This is a genomic window from Massilia sp. CT11-137, assembly GCF_047302885.1.
GTDB classification, from domain to species: Bacteria; Pseudomonadota; Gammaproteobacteria; order Burkholderiales; family Burkholderiaceae_D; genus Telluria; species Telluria orientalis.
In genome coordinates this window covers 1636305-1652012 of sequence record NZ_JBKYMP010000002.1, presented here as the reverse complement: position 1 = coordinate 1652012, position 15708 = coordinate 1636305, and the positions used below count along the sequence as shown (strand labels likewise).

Genomic DNA, 15708 nt, shown 5'->3' with positions numbered 1-15708 from the left:
GCAAAATGACGACTTTTAGTGACACCCCGCTCGCCCTCAGCGACGTGAATGCGCGCCACCTGGACGCGCTCGAATCCGAAGCCATCCACATCCTGCGCGAAGTCGCGGCGGAATGCTCGAACCCCGCGCTGCTGTTCTCGGGCGGCAAGGACTCCGTCGTGCTGCTGCGCCTGGCCGAGAAGGCGTTCCGTCCGGGTAAATTCCCGTTCCCGCTCGTCCACATCGACACGGGCCACAACTTCGACGAAGTGATCCAGTTCCGCGACGCGCGCGTGGCCGAACTGGGCGAGCGCCTGATCGTCGGTTCCGTCGAGGACTCGATCAAGAAAGGTACCGTCCGCCTGCGCAACCCGCAGACGGATTCGCGCAACGCGGCCCAGGCCGTCACGCTGCTGGAAACGATCGCCGAATACGGCTTCGACGCCTGCATCGGCGGCGCCCGCCGCGACGAAGAAAAGGCGCGCGCGAAAGAGCGTATCTTCTCGTTCCGCGACGAATTCGGCCAGTGGGACCCGAAGGCCCAGCGTCCGGAACTGTGGGACCTGTATAACACCCGCGTCCACCCGGGCGAGAACATGCGCGTGTTCCCGATCTCGAACTGGACCGAGCTCGACGTCTGGCAATACATCGCCCGCGAAAAACTGGCCCTGCCGCCGATCTATTTCGCGCACGAGCGCCAGGTGATCCCGCGTAACGGCCTGCTGGTGCCGCTGACGCCGCTGACGCCGGCCCGCGACGGCGAGGAAGTCGAGACACGCGTCGTCCGTTTCCGCACCGTGGGCGATATCTCGTGCACGTGCCCGGTTGCATCGGATGCGTCGACCGTCGACGCCATCATCGCCGAGACGGCGATCACCCAGATCACCGAGCGCGGCGCGACCCGCATGGACGACCAGACGTCGGAAGCCTCGATGGAAAAGCGCAAGAAACAAGGATATTTCTGATGAACGCCCTGAACGACAACCTGAACCACGATAACGACCAGAGCGGCCAGGCCGGTCTGCTGCGCTTCATCACCGCCGGCTCCGTCGACGACGGCAAGAGCACCTTGATCGGCCGCCTGCTGTTCGACAGCAAGGGCATCTTCGCCGACCAGCTGGCCGCCGTGTCGCGCTCCAAGCACAAGCGCACCGTGGGCGACACGATCGACCTGTCGCTGCTGACGGACGGCCTGGAAGCCGAGCGCGAGCAAGGCATCACGATCGACGTCGCGTACCGCTATTTCGCCACGCCGAAGCGCAAGTTCATCATCGCCGACACGCCGGGCCACGAACAGTACACCCGCAACATGGTGACGGGCGCGTCGACCGCGGACGCCGTCATCATCCTGGTCGACGTGTCGAAGGTGAAGCTGGGCGATGACGGCTCGGTGGAGCTGCTGGTGCAGACGAAGCGCCACTCGACCATCGCCAAGCTGCTCCAGATCGAGCACGTGATCGTCGCCGTCAACAAGATGGACCTCGTGAACTACGACCGCACCGTGTACGACCGCATCGTCGCGGAATACACGAAGTTCGCGGACACGCTGGGCCTGAAGGACATCACCGCGATCCCGCTGTCGGCACTCGCGGGCGACAACGTCGTCGAGCGCGGCGACAACATGACCTGGTACGAAGGCCCGACCTTGATCGAACTGCTGGAAGGCCTGTCGGTCTACGACGAGACGCACGCCGCCCCGTTCCGCTTCCCGGTGCAGCTGGTCGCGCGCCACAACGGCCACGAAGCCAACGACCTGCGCGGCTACATGGGGCGCATCGAGTCGGGCAAGGTTGCCGTGGGCGACAAGCTCGTCGTGCAGCCGTCCGGCCACAGCGCGACCGTGAAGGAAATCCTGACGTTCGACGGCCCGCTGCAGCAAGCGGTCGCCGGCCAGTCGGTCACCATCACGTTGAACGAGCACGTGGACATCTCGCGCGGCGACGTGCTGGCCCCGGCCGAGCAACCGGCCACCTTGCTGAAGCAGGTGAAAGCGGATGTGTGCTGGATGTCCGACGAGCCCCTGGACGTGCGCCGCAAGTACTGGATCAAGCACGGCACGCGCCAGACGATGGCCAAGGTGAAGGCGATCGATTCCGTCCTGGACGTCAACACGCAGACGCGCCGCGCCGTCGACAACCCGGCCGAAGGCCTGAAGCTGAACGACATCGCGCGGATCGAACTGACCGTGCAGCAGCCGCTGGCCGCCGACGCCTACGATGCGATCCGCGCAACGGGTGCCTTCATCCTCATCGATGAAGTTACCCATCAAACGGTCGCAGCAGGTATGATCCGTATTTAAGCAGTGGGACCTCGATAAACCTACTGCGCGTCGGATTTTCGTCCTGCGATGCTCGCCGTACCGTTAGTACGGCTGCGCTTCTCGGACGAAACTCCTTCCGCTCGCTACGGTTTCTCGAGGCCCTGATGCGATGTAAAAGTCTTAATAACACCTTTAGTACCAAGGGATCGTATGGCTGGGCTGGGAAAAGTTTATCTGGTTGGAGCCGGTCCCGGCGCTGCTGATCTCATTACCGTTCGCGGGGCGCGCCTGCTCGGGGAGGCGGAGGTCGTGCTGTACGACGCCCTCGTCACTCCCGAGATGCTGGCCCTGTGCAGGCAGGCCGAGCTGATTCCGGTCGGCAAGCGCTCCGGTCAGCGCTCCACGGCGCAAACCGTCATCAATGAAAAACTCGTCGATGCCGCACAGCGCTACCAGCGCGTCGTGCGCCTGAAGGGCGGTGATCCGATGCTGTTCGGCCGCGCCGACGAAGAACTCCGCGCCCTCGAGGAAGCGGGCATCGAGGTCGAAGTCGTCCCCGGCATCACTACGGCCGTCGCCGCCGCCGCGGCCACGCTGCAGCCGCTGACCAAGCGCGGCGTGGCGCGCAGCGTCGCGTTCTTCACGTCCAGCACGGCCCCGGACGAGCCGGATCATCCTGCGCTGCCGGAAACCGATACCCTCGTCCAGTACATGGGCGGCCGCGAAGCCGCGGCCACGGCGGAACGCCTGCTGGCCGAAGGCCGCCGGCCGGACCTGCCCGTCGTCGTCGTGGAAAACTGCAGCCGCGCGGACCAGCGCGTGCGCCGCCTGACACTGGCCGACCTGGCGCACGGTCTCGAGGTGGCGCACGGTCCCGTGCTCGTCATGATCGGCGAGGCGATGGGACACCGGCCGCACCAGACCATCTGATGCGTGCCGTCGCCCCCGGACTTGCCGTCCGCCTTGGCGGGCGGGCCCCCCCCCAAGGTTTACGCGCTATCGTAATGCATGCAAAATGGGGCTCCCGCCTCCGCGGCAACGACGCTTGGGTGGCTTATTCCGCCCGCGCCTCCAGCTCGGCCTCGAGCCGCTGCGCGGCCGCATGCGTATCCACCGCGATGCGGTTCAGGCGCGCCAGCGCCGCCGCCAGCCGCGTCCCGCACTCTCCCCCGCATTCGCGCACATGCCAGACCGCGAGGTCGCAGCGCATGCGCGCCAGTTCCGCGCGCAGGCCGGCCAGCATGCGCCGTAATGCGCCATCCGCATCGGATACCGGACCGCCTGGTGCTCCGGCGCCCGTCAGATGGTCCTGCATGCCGGCGATGCGCGCGTGCATGCGCTGCAGGCGGCCGGCGATGCGGTCGAGGCGGCGGGCGCAGCGCAGTTCCACCCATGCACGCGGCATGGGAGGCAGCTGAGGCAGGACCGCGCGCAGGCGGGCGAACAGGGCGGTGAGCTTGGCGGACATCGAAGCAGTGTGGCGCTCCCCTCGCCGATCGCCATGATGCGCGACAAACTTACGTCGACTCAGCCCCAGTGCAGGTAGTCGATGCCGTTCTGGATGCTGCCGATGACCTGCACCTGGTTTTCCGTGCTCTCGCTGAATCCGACGAGGACGTCGGCGCGCGACGTCGAATGCAGGGCATCCGTCCAGAACGCGTAGCCGGCGGCGTCCGGCGCGCGGTGCAGCACGTTCTGGTACAGGGCTTCCACGAATTGCGCATCGCTCACGTGGGTGCCGTACAGCTTGCCGAACTCGGCGCTGCCGATGAAGCCGGAGGCGGCCTGCGCCAGCGGCGTGCCCTTGTCCAGCGCATCGATCCAGAAGCCGAGGCCGGTCTTGTCCGGCGTGCGGCCCAGCGCGGCCTGGTACAGGCGGTACGCTTCGCCCGCATTGCCGTTCACGTCCAGCGCCACCATGCCGTCGCCGAACTGGAGGCGCTCGACGCCCGTCAGCGTCGCGTGGTTGCCGACGGCATCCTTCACGGACACGACACCGTTGTCCGCGACGACGGTCGCCCCGGCGCGCGCGGTCGTGTAGGCGAGCGTGTCGACGCCGGCGGTTCCCGTCACCTTGCTGTCGCCCGCCACGGCCCGCAGCACGTGGGCATTGCCGTTGAACGCGACGTTGGCCATCTTCTGCGCCCCCGAACCCGACAGGGTGCCGCCGGCCGGCGCCACGTAATCGATGCCGTTCCCGATGCTGGTGGCGACCTGGGCCTTGTTCTCGGCGCTCTCGCTGAAACCGGTGAGGACGTCCGCGCGCGACGTCGAATGCAGGGCGTCCGTCCAGAATGCGTAACCGGCGGCGTCCGGCGCGCGGTGCAGCACGTTCTGGTACAGGGCATCCACGAACTGCGCGTCGCTCACGTTGCCGCCGTACAGCTTGGCGAACTCGGCGCTGCCGATGAAACCGGAGGCGGCCTGCGCCAGCGGCGTGCCCTTGTCCAGCGCGTCGATCCAGAAGCCGAGGCCCGTCTTGTCCGGCGTGCGCGCAAACGCGGCCTGGTACAGGCGGTATGCCGCGCCCGCGCTGCCGTTCACGTCCAGCGCCACCACGCCGTCGCTGAACTGGATGCGCTCGACGCCCGCCAGCGTCGCGTGGTTGCCGACGGCGTCCGTCACGGACACCGCGCCGTCGGTGGCGACGATGGTCGCGCCGGCGCGCGCGGTCGTGTACACGAGCGTGTCGACGCCGGACGTCCCCGTCACCTTGCTCTCGCCCGCCACGGCCGCCAGCACGTGCGTACTGTTGGTCATGGCGACGCTGGCCACTTTCGACAGCGCCGCTGACGTGCCGGCGGCCGGAGGACTCGCCACGGGCGCAGGTGCAGGTGCAGGTGCAGGTGCAGGTGCAGGTGCAGGTGCAGGTGCAGGTGCAGGTGCAGGTGCAGGTGCAGGTGCCGGCGCGGGCACATCCTGGACGCCGGCCGTGGGCACGCCCGCGGGCGCCGCGGCCGGGGCGACGCCCGGCAGCACGCGCATCTCGACACTGGCCGTGCCGGACGCACCCGTATCGATCCACGCGCCGGCAAAGCCGCCGCCGGCCAGCGCGGTCACGTCCGCGCTGGCCTGGTCGCCGCTGCGCAGCTGGCTGATGCCGAATTCCTGGCTGTCGATGGCGTTGCCGTCCCCGTCGAACCGGCGGCCGAAAATACCATTGCCGTCGCCGTCCGCGCCCTGCCACGCGACGAGGAAGGATCCGTCGGACAGGGCCGCGACGTCGGCATCGTCATGCCCGCCGCCCGACGCCACGTTGGCCTGCGTGACGGCGCCCACGGCATGGCCGGCGGCGTCGAAGCGCTGGAAGAAGATGTCGCTGTTCGCGAAGCCCCACGGGTCGTTGACATAGCTGTCCCACGCGACGACGAAGCCGCCGCCCGCGAGCGCCGCCACGTGCGGCAGCGGCGCGGCCGTCGTCGTACTGGCCGCGTAGCCGTCGCCGCTCGCGACGAACACGGACGCCGGTGCGCGGCTCAACGCGGCGTAGACGTTGCCGTCGTTGATCTCCCCCCACGACACGACGTAGCCGCCATCCGCGAGCGCGGCCAGCGCCGGGCTGTAGGCCGAACCGAGGGCGTTGTAAACCTGCTGCGCGCCGGCGGGGGTGCCGTCCGCGGCGGCCTGCTGCACGTGCACGGCGGCGCCGCTGCGCCAGCCGACGGCGAACGAGCCGTCGGCGAGCGTCGCCACGGCCGGCATGGCGGCATCGCCGGACGCCCCCGTGTCGAGCACGTGCCCGGCGCCCGCGCTGCCGCCGGCGTCGACGACGCGATACGCGATCTTGTTCGCGCCGCCGTCGTTCAGCGTGTACGCGACGACGAAGCGCCCGCCGGCCAGCGCGGCGACGGCCGGCTGGCCTTCGGCGCCGGCATCGCCATTCGGCGTGAGCGCGAACGCGGCGCCCAGCGGATTGCCCGCCGCGTCGCGCAGCTGCGCCCACAGGCCCGCGCCCTGGCCCTGCCAGACGGCGACGACGCCGCCGCCCGCCAGGGTGGCCAGCGCCGGGGCGGAGGTCCACGCGTCCAGCGCGGCGCCGGCTTTCGATTCGTTGGCGAAGCCGGGCAGGCCGTCCGTCGCGCCGTCTTCCACCGCATACGTGAGGACCTGCGTGACGCCCGTGTTCGGGAGCGGGCTGCCGTTGGCGTCGACCTGGTAGCGGTCGTAGTAGTGCACGGTCACCGCGGCCGACAGGCCGCCGGCCGGCAACTGGCTCGCGTCGGCGACCACCAGCCGGGCAGCCGTGTCGACGGCGGGGTTGTAGCTGATGCCGAACAGGCCCGCTTGCGACTGGCTCTCGATCACCCAGCGGCCGCCCGTCAGGTCGCCCGTGTCGATCCCGGCCACGACGTCGACGATGTCGCCCGCGTGCGCGGTCGTGAACACGATGCCGCCGCCGCCGACGATGCCCACGGGCTGGCTGTCCGGGAACACGGTGTCCTCGGCCGTGACGACGCTGCCGTCCGCCAGCTTGTAGTGGACGCCGAACGTGTCCGGCGTCGTTCCATCGCCGGCCAGGCGGTCCTGGAACCGCCACAGCGTGCCGGCCGTGGCCACGTACGCGCCCTGGCCGTCGACCGGCATCGTGTAGGCGAGCCACGTCCGGCCGTAGTCCTGGCTGTACTGCATGTCGCCGCGGGCGAATGCCTGGCCCAGGCTGCTGGCCGCGTCGAAGGCGACGGCGGTGACGGCGGAAGCCGGGGCGCCGGCATAGCTCCAGGCCGGGCTGGCCTGGCCCGGACGGACGTAGTGGGAGGTCGTGGGAGTGGTCATGGCGTCGGTATCGATGGCGGGTGGCTGGGAGCGTCGCTACCCCAGTCGCATATGATTCCCTATGGAAAACTTAAATTCAATGAGGAAATTGCTTTTCGAGAGTAAAGACGCGCGTAAACCAACGGAACATGTCTACTGAGGCAATCGAATTGCCAAGAATAAATTCAACGGTGACAACACAGATAGCGAACCCGCCAGCTTGCCGAATCGGCCATGCCCGTGAGCAGTTATAATCTTTGGAGCAACAGTCTGGCATTCCCCCGCACCTGCTTCCCAGCGCCCTTTGCGAGCCGTCCTGTTCATGGCTTCACACGATTTACCGATACACCTGAAGGATCAACATGCGTTTTCTGAATCGCTGTACCGCATTCCTGCGGCACGAGCGCGCACCCGTGCTCATGTCGATGCTCGTCCCTGTCCTGTTCGGCCTGCTCTCCGTGTGGCTGGGCCAGGATGAAAACTGGGACCTGCGCAATTACCACTGGTACAACCCCTACGCCTTGTTCAACGACCGGCTGCACGTCGACATGGCGGCCGGGAATTGGCAAAGCTATTTCAATCCGGCGATCGACGTCCCCTATTACCTGCTGAACCAGTGGCTGCCGGGCCGGGCCGTCGGGTTCGTGATGGGATTCGTCCATGGACTCAACTTCATCCTGCTGCTGACGCTCGCGCGCCTCATGCTGCCCCGGGACAAGGCCGACAACCGCCTGTGCATCCTGTTGGCCCTCGCGGGCATGTGCGGCCCCAGCTTCCTGTCGCAGGTCGGCAATACGATGGGCGACAACCTGAGCGCCCTGTTCATCCTGGCCTCCCTGTGCATCGTCATGCGCGGCTGGGACCGGTTACAGGCCCTGTCGAACGGCGCCGTCGCCACGCTGGTGCTGGCGGGCCTCGTGATGGGACTGGGCGCCGGGCTGAAGCTCACCAATGCGTCGTATGCGCTGGCGCTGTGCGTCGCGCTGCTGGCGGTGCCCGCCACGTTCGGGCGCGGGATCGCGGCGGCGTTCACGTACGGGTGCGGCACGCTGGCCGGTGTCGCGATCGCGGCCGGGCCGTGGTGGTGGCGGATGTGGAAGACGTTCGGCAATCCGCTGTTCCCGCAATTTAACAGCATCTTCAAGAGCCCCCTGGCGCAGCAGGTCGCCGTCATGGACACCGATCACCTGCCGCACGGCGCGCTGGAAGCCCTGTTCTGGCCGTTCGTGTTCAGCCGCCAGTTCGCCCGCGTCTCGGAACTGCCGTTCAAGCAGGCGATCGTGCCGCTGCTGTACGCGCTGGCCCTCGCGTTCGTCGCGCGCTGGCTGTACGACACGGTGCGCGGCGGCGCGCCGGCCGAGCGCCTGGCGCCGCGTGCGCGCTTCCTGCTGCTGTTCGGGCTCGTCGGCTATCTCGTGTGGCTGAAGCTGTTCAGCATCTACCGCTACCTGGTGCCCATCGAATTGCTGGGACCGCTGATGGTGTGGGTGCTGGTCCCGCGCCTGACCGGGCCGCGCGTCGGCCCGTACCTGGCCGGCGCCATGCTGCTGTTCACGTCGCTCTACGTCTATCCGTTCATCACGTGGGGGCACGCCGGCTGGGCCGAAAAGAGTTTCAGCGCGCAGCTGCCGCCGATGGAACATCCGGAGTCGACGCTCGTCTTCACCGCGCACGGCGATCCGCCGATGGGTTGGGTCTCGACCTTCGTCCCGCGCGAGGTGCGCGTCATTTCGCTCGGCGCCGGCTTCCCGGAGTCGCCCGCCTACCTCGAGCGAATCCAGTCCGTGATCGCGAGCCGGCCCGGTCCGCATTACGCGATGCTGGCCGCCGATCCCCGCGACCAGGTCGAGAAGGACGAGGCCGTGGTCAAGGCGGCCACGCAGAACCTGGCCCGCTATGGCTTGACGCTCGACCCCGCCGGCTGCAAGCGTTATCCGGCGGCGATCGGCACGACCCCGTCGCCGGTCCTGATGTGTCCGGTGACGGTCAACAAGTAAGACTCAGGCGGCGTCCGCCCCGGCACAGTAGGCGGCCATCGCCGCCAGCACGCCGGGGTCCTCGCCGATGGCGGGGACGGTGCGGAACGTCACCTGCGGATGGGTGGCGCGCAGTTGCTCCAGCAGCAGCGGCAGGTCGCGCAGCAGGTGGCCGCCCTGCCCCAGGAACACGGGGACGATGGTGATGTCGCGCGCGCCGAGCGCCACCTGGGCGCCCACTTCGTCCGGCAGGCTCGGCGTCATCAGTTCGAGGAACGCCAGCGACACCGCGCAGTCCGGGCGCTGCGCCGCGGTGAGGTCGCGCAGGCGCCGGAACGGCGCGGCCCAGGCGGCGGCACGGGCGCCGTGGGCGAACAATACGAGTGCTTTTTCCATCAGTGTCTCTCCACCCAGCGCAGGGCCCCGATCGCCAGCAGCAGGAACAGCAGGCTGGGCGCGGCGGCCGTCACGAAGGCCGGCCAGGTCGACAACATGCCCACGTGCGAAAACAACGAGTTAATCAACAGGAAGCTCACGCCGATCATGATGCCGATGAAGATCTTCAGGCTCACGCCGCCGCTGCGCGTGTGCAGGTAGCCGAACGGCAGCGCGAGCGCCATCAGCACGAAGATCGACAGCGGGTCGAACAGCTTCTTCCAGAATGCGATCTTGAAGCGCTCCGTCTCCTGGCGGTTCTCCGCCAGGTGGCGCGTGTACACGGCCAGCTCGTTCGCGGACATCCGCTCCGGATCGGAGCGCGACACCGACAGGATCTTGGGCGTGATCTCGGACACGAGGTCCAGGCTCGCGACCTTGCGCGTGGAGACGGACGCCGAGTCCTGGCCGTACGTGCTCTGGATGGTCTGGCCGGCAGGAATCGGCGTGCCCGGCGCGGGCAGTTCGCGGCTATTCGAAAACAGGGTCTCGGTGACGTCGTTCAGGCGCCAGGTGCTGTTGCCGCTGAACGTGGCGCTCGCGGCCGTGATCAGGGAGCGCATGCGCATGCTGTTGTCGAACTCGTACAGGCGCAGGTCGATCAGCTGGCCGTCCGGGCGGATCTGGCGCGCGTTGAAGAAGCGCGACCCCGTCACGGGCCCCTTCACGCCGCCCGCATGGATCGTGTCCTTGGTCCACATGCCCGAGCGGAATTCGGCCGACACCGTCGCGCCCTTCGCGGACAGGCGCACGCGTTCCGCGATCGGCGCCGTGCGCGGCGTGATCAATTCGCCGAACAGGAACGTGACGACAACGAACAGCACGCCGATCTTCGCCAGCATGATGCCGGCCTGCTGCGTCGACATCGACGACGCCCGCATGATCGTGAATTCCGAACTCTGCGCGAACTGCGCCATCGTGTAGATGGTGCCGATCAGCGCGGCGACCGGCATCACCTCGTACACGTGGCCGGGCAGCAGGAGCAGCACGTACAGGATCGCGTGCTGCATCATGTAGCCGCCCTTGCCCACCGACGGCAGTTCCTGGGTCAGGTCCATGAAGGCGATGAGGCCCAGGAACGCCACGAGCACGAAGGCGACGGCCTGCGCGATGTTGACGAAGAAGTAGCGCTGCAGGATCTTCATTGCGCGCCCTCCTGCGTCACCGCACCGCCGCGCAGCAGGCGGCGCCGCTTGAAGGCGCCCAGCAGGGCGAGCGGATGCCACGGATGGTTGACGTTCAGGCGCCATGCGAACAGCCCGGCCACGACCACGAGCGCGAACAGGTGCAGCGGCCACCAAGCCACGCCGAAGTTCATCTTGCCCTGCTTGACGCTGGCTTCGAACAGTTTCGACAGATTGCTGTACGTGAAAAAGATCAGCAGCGCGAGGATCAGGTTGGCGGAGCTGCCGGCGCGCGGATTGACGAAGCCGAGGGGGATCGCCAGCAGCATCAGGACGAGGCAGGAGATCGGTGCCGACACCCGGTACAGCAGTTCGGCGTTCGTGTAGCGGTTGTCCGGCAGCGCCAGCAGCGCCGGCGTGGACAAGGCGTCGGCCGGCGTCTCGGTGCCGATCACGGGCGCCTGGCTGGAGACGCGCATGCGGTAGCGCTCGAACTCCATCGACTGGAAATCGGCGCGTCCCGGCCGGCCCAGGTAGCGGCGGCCGTTCTTCAGCACGAGGTATTGCCCGCCCTTGCCGTCCGGCTCGATCACGCCTTCCTTGGCGACGACGATGGAATTGCCGTCGGCGTCGACGGAATTCACGAACACGTTCTGCACGACGGTCGCGCCGCTCGTGCTGCCTTCGACGAAGAACACGCGGTTCGTGGACGGCGATTCGCGGAACTGGCCGGGCGACACGCGCTTGAGGTCTTCGCGCTTTTCGAAACGCTCGACGAATTCCGCGCTCTTCATCTTCGCCCACGGCGTCGCGACGAACGACAGCGCGGCGACGATCGCCACCATGGGCAGGCCGAACACGAGCACCGGCGGCACCCACCGCATCAGCGACTGGCCGGACGCGAACCACACGACCATTTCCGAGTCGCGATAGCTGCGCGTCACGGTGGCGATGACCGCGATAAAGCTGGTAAGAATGATGATTGTTGGCAGATAATTCAGCACCGAAAAGCCGATCAGCGCCAGCACGTCGCCCGAGGCGACCTTGCCGCCGGCGGCCTTGCCGAGGATGGAGATCAGGGTCCAGGTGACGAAGATCGTAAACAGGACCGTGAAGGTGGCACCGGCCACGCTGGCCAATTCACGCTGTAGGGCGCGTTGGAAAATCATTCGATAGTTATAATTGCTGGTTGGAAGGAACCCCGGGAACCGTCACAAGCGGGCGCCATTTGGAAGGTTCCTCGGACAGCACGCGCGTCAAAAACTCGAAACGGAGAATCAAATGGACTTTAGCATAAAAGCATTCGACACAAAAAACACGCTGGCCGCAGCCAAATCGGGCTGTGTGGCAGTCGCGGTGTTCGAAAACAAGAAACTGTCGGAGGCGGCGAAAGCCCTCGATCTGAACGGCGCGATCAGCGCCGCCGTCAAGTCGGGTGACATCTCCGGCAAGCCCGGCTCCACCCTGCTGCTGCGCGGCGTGGCCGGCGTGACCTCTGCCCGCGTGCTGCTGGTCGGCATGGGTGCCGACGAAGCCGTGAGCGAGAAAAGCTTTGCCGGTGCCGTGACCGCTGCCCTGAAAACCTTCGCTTCGCTGGGCGCGCAGGATGCCATTATCGCATTCCCGCTGGAGAATGTGAAAGCCCGCGACCTGAACTGGGCGCTGCGCAGCATCGTCATCGCCGCGAACGAAGCGGAATTCCGCACCGACGCGCAAAAGAGCAAGAAGGATCCGGCACCCACCGGCGTGCGCAAGCTCGCCATCGCCGTCCCCGCCGCGACGCCGCAGATCAAGGCCGTGCTGGCGCAGGCGCAGGCCGTCGCCAACGGCATGAACCTGACGAAGGAGCTGGGCAACCTGTCGCCGAACGTGTGCACCCCGACCTACCTCGCGAACACGGCGAAGAAGCTGGCGGGCGACTACGGCTTCGACATCGAAGTCCTGGACCGCAAGCAGCTCGAAGCCCTCAAGATGGGCAGCTTCCTGTCCGTCACGCGCGGCAGCGAAGAGCCGCCGAAGTTCATCGTCCTGAAGCACAACGGCGGCAAGAAGAACGACGCGCCGGTGGTCCTCGTCGGCAAGGGCATCACGTTCGACACGGGCGGCATCTCGCTGAAGCCGGGCCCGAACATGGACGAGATGAAGTACGACATGTGCGGCGCCGGTTCGGTGCTGGGCACCTTCCGCGCCATCGGCGAGATGGGCCTGAAGCTGAACGTCGTCGGCATCGTGGCCGCGTGCGAGAACATGCCGTCGGGCCGCGCCACCAAGCCGGGCGACATCGTCACCGCGATGAACGGCACCACCATCGAGATCCTGAATACGGACGCCGAGGGCCGCCTGATCCTGTGCGACGCCCTGACCTACGCCGAGCGCTTCAAGCCGGCCGCCGTCGTCGACATCGCCACCTTGACGGGCGCCGTGATCGTCTCGCTGGGGCACCACACGTCGGGCGTGTTCACGCGCCACGACGACGCCCACGACGCGCTCGCCCAGGAACTGCTGGACGCCGGCAGGCAGGCGGGCGACCCGGCCTGGCGCCTGCCGATCGGCGAGCAGTACAACGAGCAGCTGAAGTCGAACTTCGCCGACCTGGCCAACATCGGCACGCCGGGCGGCGCATCGATCACGGCGGCCTGCTTCCTGGAGAACTTCACGCGCAACTACACCTGGGCGCACCTGGACATCGCCGGCACGGCATGGAAATCGGGCGCGGCCAAGGGTGCGACCGGCCGTCCGGTGCCGCTGCTCACCACGTTCCTGCTGAACCGCGTGTAAGCGTTTTTCCGCTCCATGCACAACGGACGCCCGCGGGCGTCCGTTTTTTATCCGGGCATCAGAACACGACGTTGCCGGGCGCCGACTCCCCCGCCGCGGCGCGCGGCAGCGCGGGCCGCATCAGCACGGTCAGGGTCGACTGGTAGGCGACGCCGTTGCCGTCGTACGGATTGACGTAGCCGTCGCCCCCGGCGCTGACGATGATGTTGCCGATCAGCCGGTCGGTGTCGAAGAACGAAGTGGCATGCGCGTCGGCGACTTCGCGCGCGCTGCCGGCGCCGTCGCGCGCGCAGTCGATCGTCAGGGGACTCCTGCTGCGCTCGACCGTGACCCGTCCCGGCGCCACGACGAACCAGCGCCCCGCCGCGTTGGACAGCACGCAGCCCACGCCCGTCACCTCGCGGTGGCCGAGAATGGTATGGACTTCCAGCTGCTGCGTCGGCGCCACGGCCGGCGCCGTCACGCAGCCGGCCGTGACGGTGCACAGCGCAAGCGCGCAGGCGGTACGAAAAAGAATCAGGGACATGTCTTCACCGGTCATGCATACAGAGCATACCCATCCGTTTACGGCGGCAATCGGGAAGACATGAGGCGAAGCGCATCCCGGGATTTGCCGGGATGGCGGGGTCAAGCTGCGGCCGGCACCGGGTCGATGGGCGCGAAGCGCGGCATGCGCTTCCCGTCCACGTCGACCAGTCCGAAAAATGCATCCCGCGGGCGGACCCAGGTCTTGCCGTCCTGCCCGCGATACACGACCACGGCCGTGTGGTCTGCCTCGAGGACAGCCTCGCAGACCACGTCGTACACACCGCCCTTGTAGTGGCGGTAACGCATCAGGCCTTTTCTTCGGCCGTGGCGCGATTCCTCTTCTTGAGGTTCTGGATGACCTTGACGATGCCTTCGATGCCGGCGTTGTCATCCAGTTCGCTGAACGCGTCCAGCACCTCGTTGAGGACGCGATTGCGCACGCTCGCCTCGTCGGCCTGCATCTTCTGCGGCTGGTTGTCGGACGGCGCGAATTTCTGCGGCGCTTCCGCCGCAGCCTTCTGTCCGTGTGCCAGCGCGGCCTGCCAGATCAGCCAGCGGCGTTGGGTTTCGTACACGAGGTACTCTTCCGGCTTGTCTTCACGACGCCGGACAATGTGGCCATCGCGTTGGGCCCATGCTTCAAATGCTTGGCGCATTGTTGTCCTTTACAAAGCTGTGTGCAAATCCTGCTCTCGGATCCGCGATCGTTACACACCTGCCTAAGCCGGCCGCTCGACCGACCACGGCAACCATCTGATCAATGCAACGAATTGCTAATGAATACTTGGTTCCAGAGCAATATGCCAATAGTACAACCAAAGTTGGCCTACTGCAATTTTTTTCTTTCGAGAAGGAGACAATACGTAAATGTCCCGTCTCTTGCTGTGATTGTTACATCTTGTCACAGTTCGGCCCAACTTTCCAGCGTCGTTACGATTTTTTACTCCACGGACAATAATTTTACGACATCTTTGTTGCAATCGAAACAAATAATGACGATCGTGTCATGGCGTCACAGGCCAACTTATGTTGCAAGAATGACTCAAAGACACGATACTGCCCGGATTGTGCCGGACGGTCCGGCCTCCGTACCAAGATAGCCCATGAAAATCGCAACCTGGAACGTGAACTCGCTGAAAGTGCGCCTGCCGCACCTGCTTCAGTGGCTCGCCGCCAATCCCGTCGACGTCCTCTGCATCCAGGAGACCAAGCTCACCGACGACAAATTCCCCGTCGCCGCGATCAACGAGGCCGGCTATGAAGTCGTGTTCAGCGGCCAGAAGACGTACAACGGCGTGGCGATCCTGTCGCGCCTCCCCATCGCCGACGTCGTGCGCAACAACCCGCATTACCAGGACGAGCAGCAGCGCCTGATCGCGGCCACCATCGGCGGCGTGCGTTTCATCTGCGCCTACGTGCCGAACGGCCAGGCCGTCGGCTCCGACAAATACGCCTACAAGATGGGCTGGCTGGCCGCGCTGCGCACCTGGGTCGGCGCAGAGCTCGAGATCCACGACCAGTTCGCGATCCTGGGCGACTACAACATCGCGCCCGAAGACCGCGACGTGCACGATCCGGCACTGTGGGCCGGCCAGATCCACTGCTCCGACCTGGAACGCGAGCAGCTGCGCGAACTGTGCGGCCTCGGTCTCGTCGACGCGTTCCGCCTGTTCGAACAGCCCGAGAAGCAGTACAGCTGGTGGGACTACCGCCAGATGGCGTTTCGCCGCAACCGCGGCCTGCGCATCGACCACATCCTGCTGTCGCAGGCGCTCGCGAAGCGCTGCGAGGCGTGCGTCATCGACCGCGAACCGCGCAAGTGGGAGCAGCCGTCCGATCACACGCCGGTGATCGCGACGCTCGCTTGATACGGCCC

At 66.8% G+C, this 15708-nt stretch carries 14 protein-coding genes; 6 read left to right on the top strand and 8 right to left on the bottom strand.

Translation table 11 applies throughout. The features are described from left to right. Window positions 1-5: 5 nt before the first annotated feature. The 3 genes from cysD to cobA all read left to right on the top strand — a co-directional run bounded on the left by cysD (window position 6) and on the right by cobA (window position 3169). The gene (gene cysD / locus ACEN98_RS24055; RefSeq protein ID WP_413387432.1) at window positions 6-944 is read left to right on the top strand and encodes a sulfate adenylyltransferase subunit CysD; all 939 of its coding nucleotides are present in this window, start codon (window positions 6-8) and stop codon (window positions 942-944) included. Then, window positions 944-2278 (top strand): sulfate adenylyltransferase subunit 1, encoded by a 1335-nt coding sequence (locus ACEN98_RS24050; RefSeq protein ID WP_413387431.1) that lies wholly within the window; start codon window positions 944-946, stop codon window positions 2276-2278. The genes cysD and ACEN98_RS24050 overlap by 1 nt, the downstream gene beginning before the upstream one ends. A gap of 171 nt (window positions 2279-2449) precedes the next feature. Then, window positions 2450-3169, top strand: coding sequence for a uroporphyrinogen-III C-methyltransferase (gene cobA / locus ACEN98_RS24045; RefSeq protein ID WP_413387430.1), 720 nt, complete (start codon window positions 2450-2452; stop codon window positions 3167-3169). A gap of 124 nt (window positions 3170-3293) precedes the next feature. Here cobA and ACEN98_RS24040 read toward each other — a convergent pair whose 3' ends face one another. Continuing rightward, a complete protein-coding gene (locus ACEN98_RS24040) occupies window positions 3294-3707 on the bottom strand; it encodes a hypothetical protein (RefSeq protein WP_413387429.1) in 414 nt (137 codons plus the stop codon). 59 nt (window positions 3708-3766) lie between these two features. Beyond that, window positions 3767-7012, bottom strand: coding sequence for a DUF4214 domain-containing protein (locus tag ACEN98_RS24035; RefSeq protein ID WP_413387428.1), 3246 nt, complete (start codon window positions 7010-7012; stop codon window positions 3767-3769). A gap of 341 nt (window positions 7013-7353) precedes the next feature. Between ACEN98_RS24035 and ACEN98_RS24030 the strand changes: the two genes are divergently transcribed. Next, the gene (locus ACEN98_RS24030) at window positions 7354-8988 is read left to right on the top strand and encodes a hypothetical protein (RefSeq protein WP_413387427.1); all 1635 of its coding nucleotides are present in this window, start codon (window positions 7354-7356) and stop codon (window positions 8986-8988) included. Between the two features lie 3 nt (window positions 8989-8991). On the opposite strand, the gene ACEN98_RS24025 is transcribed toward ACEN98_RS24030, so the two are convergent. The 3 genes from ACEN98_RS24025 to lptF are packed head-to-tail and all read right to left on the bottom strand — an operon-like array spanning window position 8992 to window position 11695. After that, window positions 8992-9363: a sirohydrochlorin chelatase gene (locus ACEN98_RS24025; protein WP_413387426.1), complete on the bottom strand. Its 372-nt coding sequence runs from the start codon at window positions 9361-9363 to the stop codon at window positions 8992-8994. Continuing rightward, the gene (gene lptG, locus ACEN98_RS24020; RefSeq protein WP_413387425.1) at window positions 9363-10547 is read right to left on the bottom strand and encodes an LPS export ABC transporter permease LptG; all 1185 of its coding nucleotides are present in this window, start codon (window positions 10545-10547) and stop codon (window positions 9363-9365) included. The genes ACEN98_RS24025 and lptG overlap by 1 nt, the downstream gene beginning before the upstream one ends. Further along, entirely contained in the window at window positions 10544-11695 is a 1152-nt protein-coding gene (gene lptF / locus ACEN98_RS24015; protein WP_413387424.1) for an LPS export ABC transporter permease LptF, read from the bottom strand. Before lptF ends, lptG begins: the two co-directional genes overlap by 4 nt. Window positions 11696-11807: 112 nt before the next feature. Here lptF and ACEN98_RS24010 point away from each other — a divergent pair, with 112 nt between their 5' ends. Continuing rightward, entirely contained in the window at window positions 11808-13304 is a 1497-nt protein-coding gene (locus ACEN98_RS24010) for a leucyl aminopeptidase (RefSeq protein WP_413387423.1), read from the top strand. Between the two features lie 58 nt (window positions 13305-13362). Here ACEN98_RS24010 and ACEN98_RS24005 read toward each other — a convergent pair whose 3' ends face one another. From ACEN98_RS24005 to ACEN98_RS23995, 3 genes are all read right to left on the bottom strand, one after another. Beyond that, window positions 13363-13830: a hypothetical protein gene (locus ACEN98_RS24005; protein WP_413387422.1), complete on the bottom strand. Its 468-nt coding sequence runs from the start codon at window positions 13828-13830 to the stop codon at window positions 13363-13365. Between the two features lie 101 nt (window positions 13831-13931). After that, entirely contained in the window at window positions 13932-14138 is a 207-nt protein-coding gene (locus ACEN98_RS24000) for a DUF1653 domain-containing protein (protein WP_413341063.1), read from the bottom strand. After that, complete coding sequence (locus ACEN98_RS23995; RefSeq protein ID WP_413387421.1) at window positions 14138-14488, bottom strand: hypothetical protein; 351 nt, start codon at window positions 14486-14488, stop codon at window positions 14138-14140. The genes ACEN98_RS24000 and ACEN98_RS23995 overlap by 1 nt, the downstream gene beginning before the upstream one ends. Window positions 14489-14935: 447 nt before the next feature. On the opposite strand from ACEN98_RS23995, the gene xth reads away from it, so the two are divergent. Continuing rightward, window positions 14936-15700: an exodeoxyribonuclease III gene (gene xth, locus ACEN98_RS23990; RefSeq protein WP_413387420.1), complete on the top strand. Its 765-nt coding sequence runs from the start codon at window positions 14936-14938 to the stop codon at window positions 15698-15700. The last annotated feature ends 8 nt before the right edge of the window (window positions 15701-15708 follow it).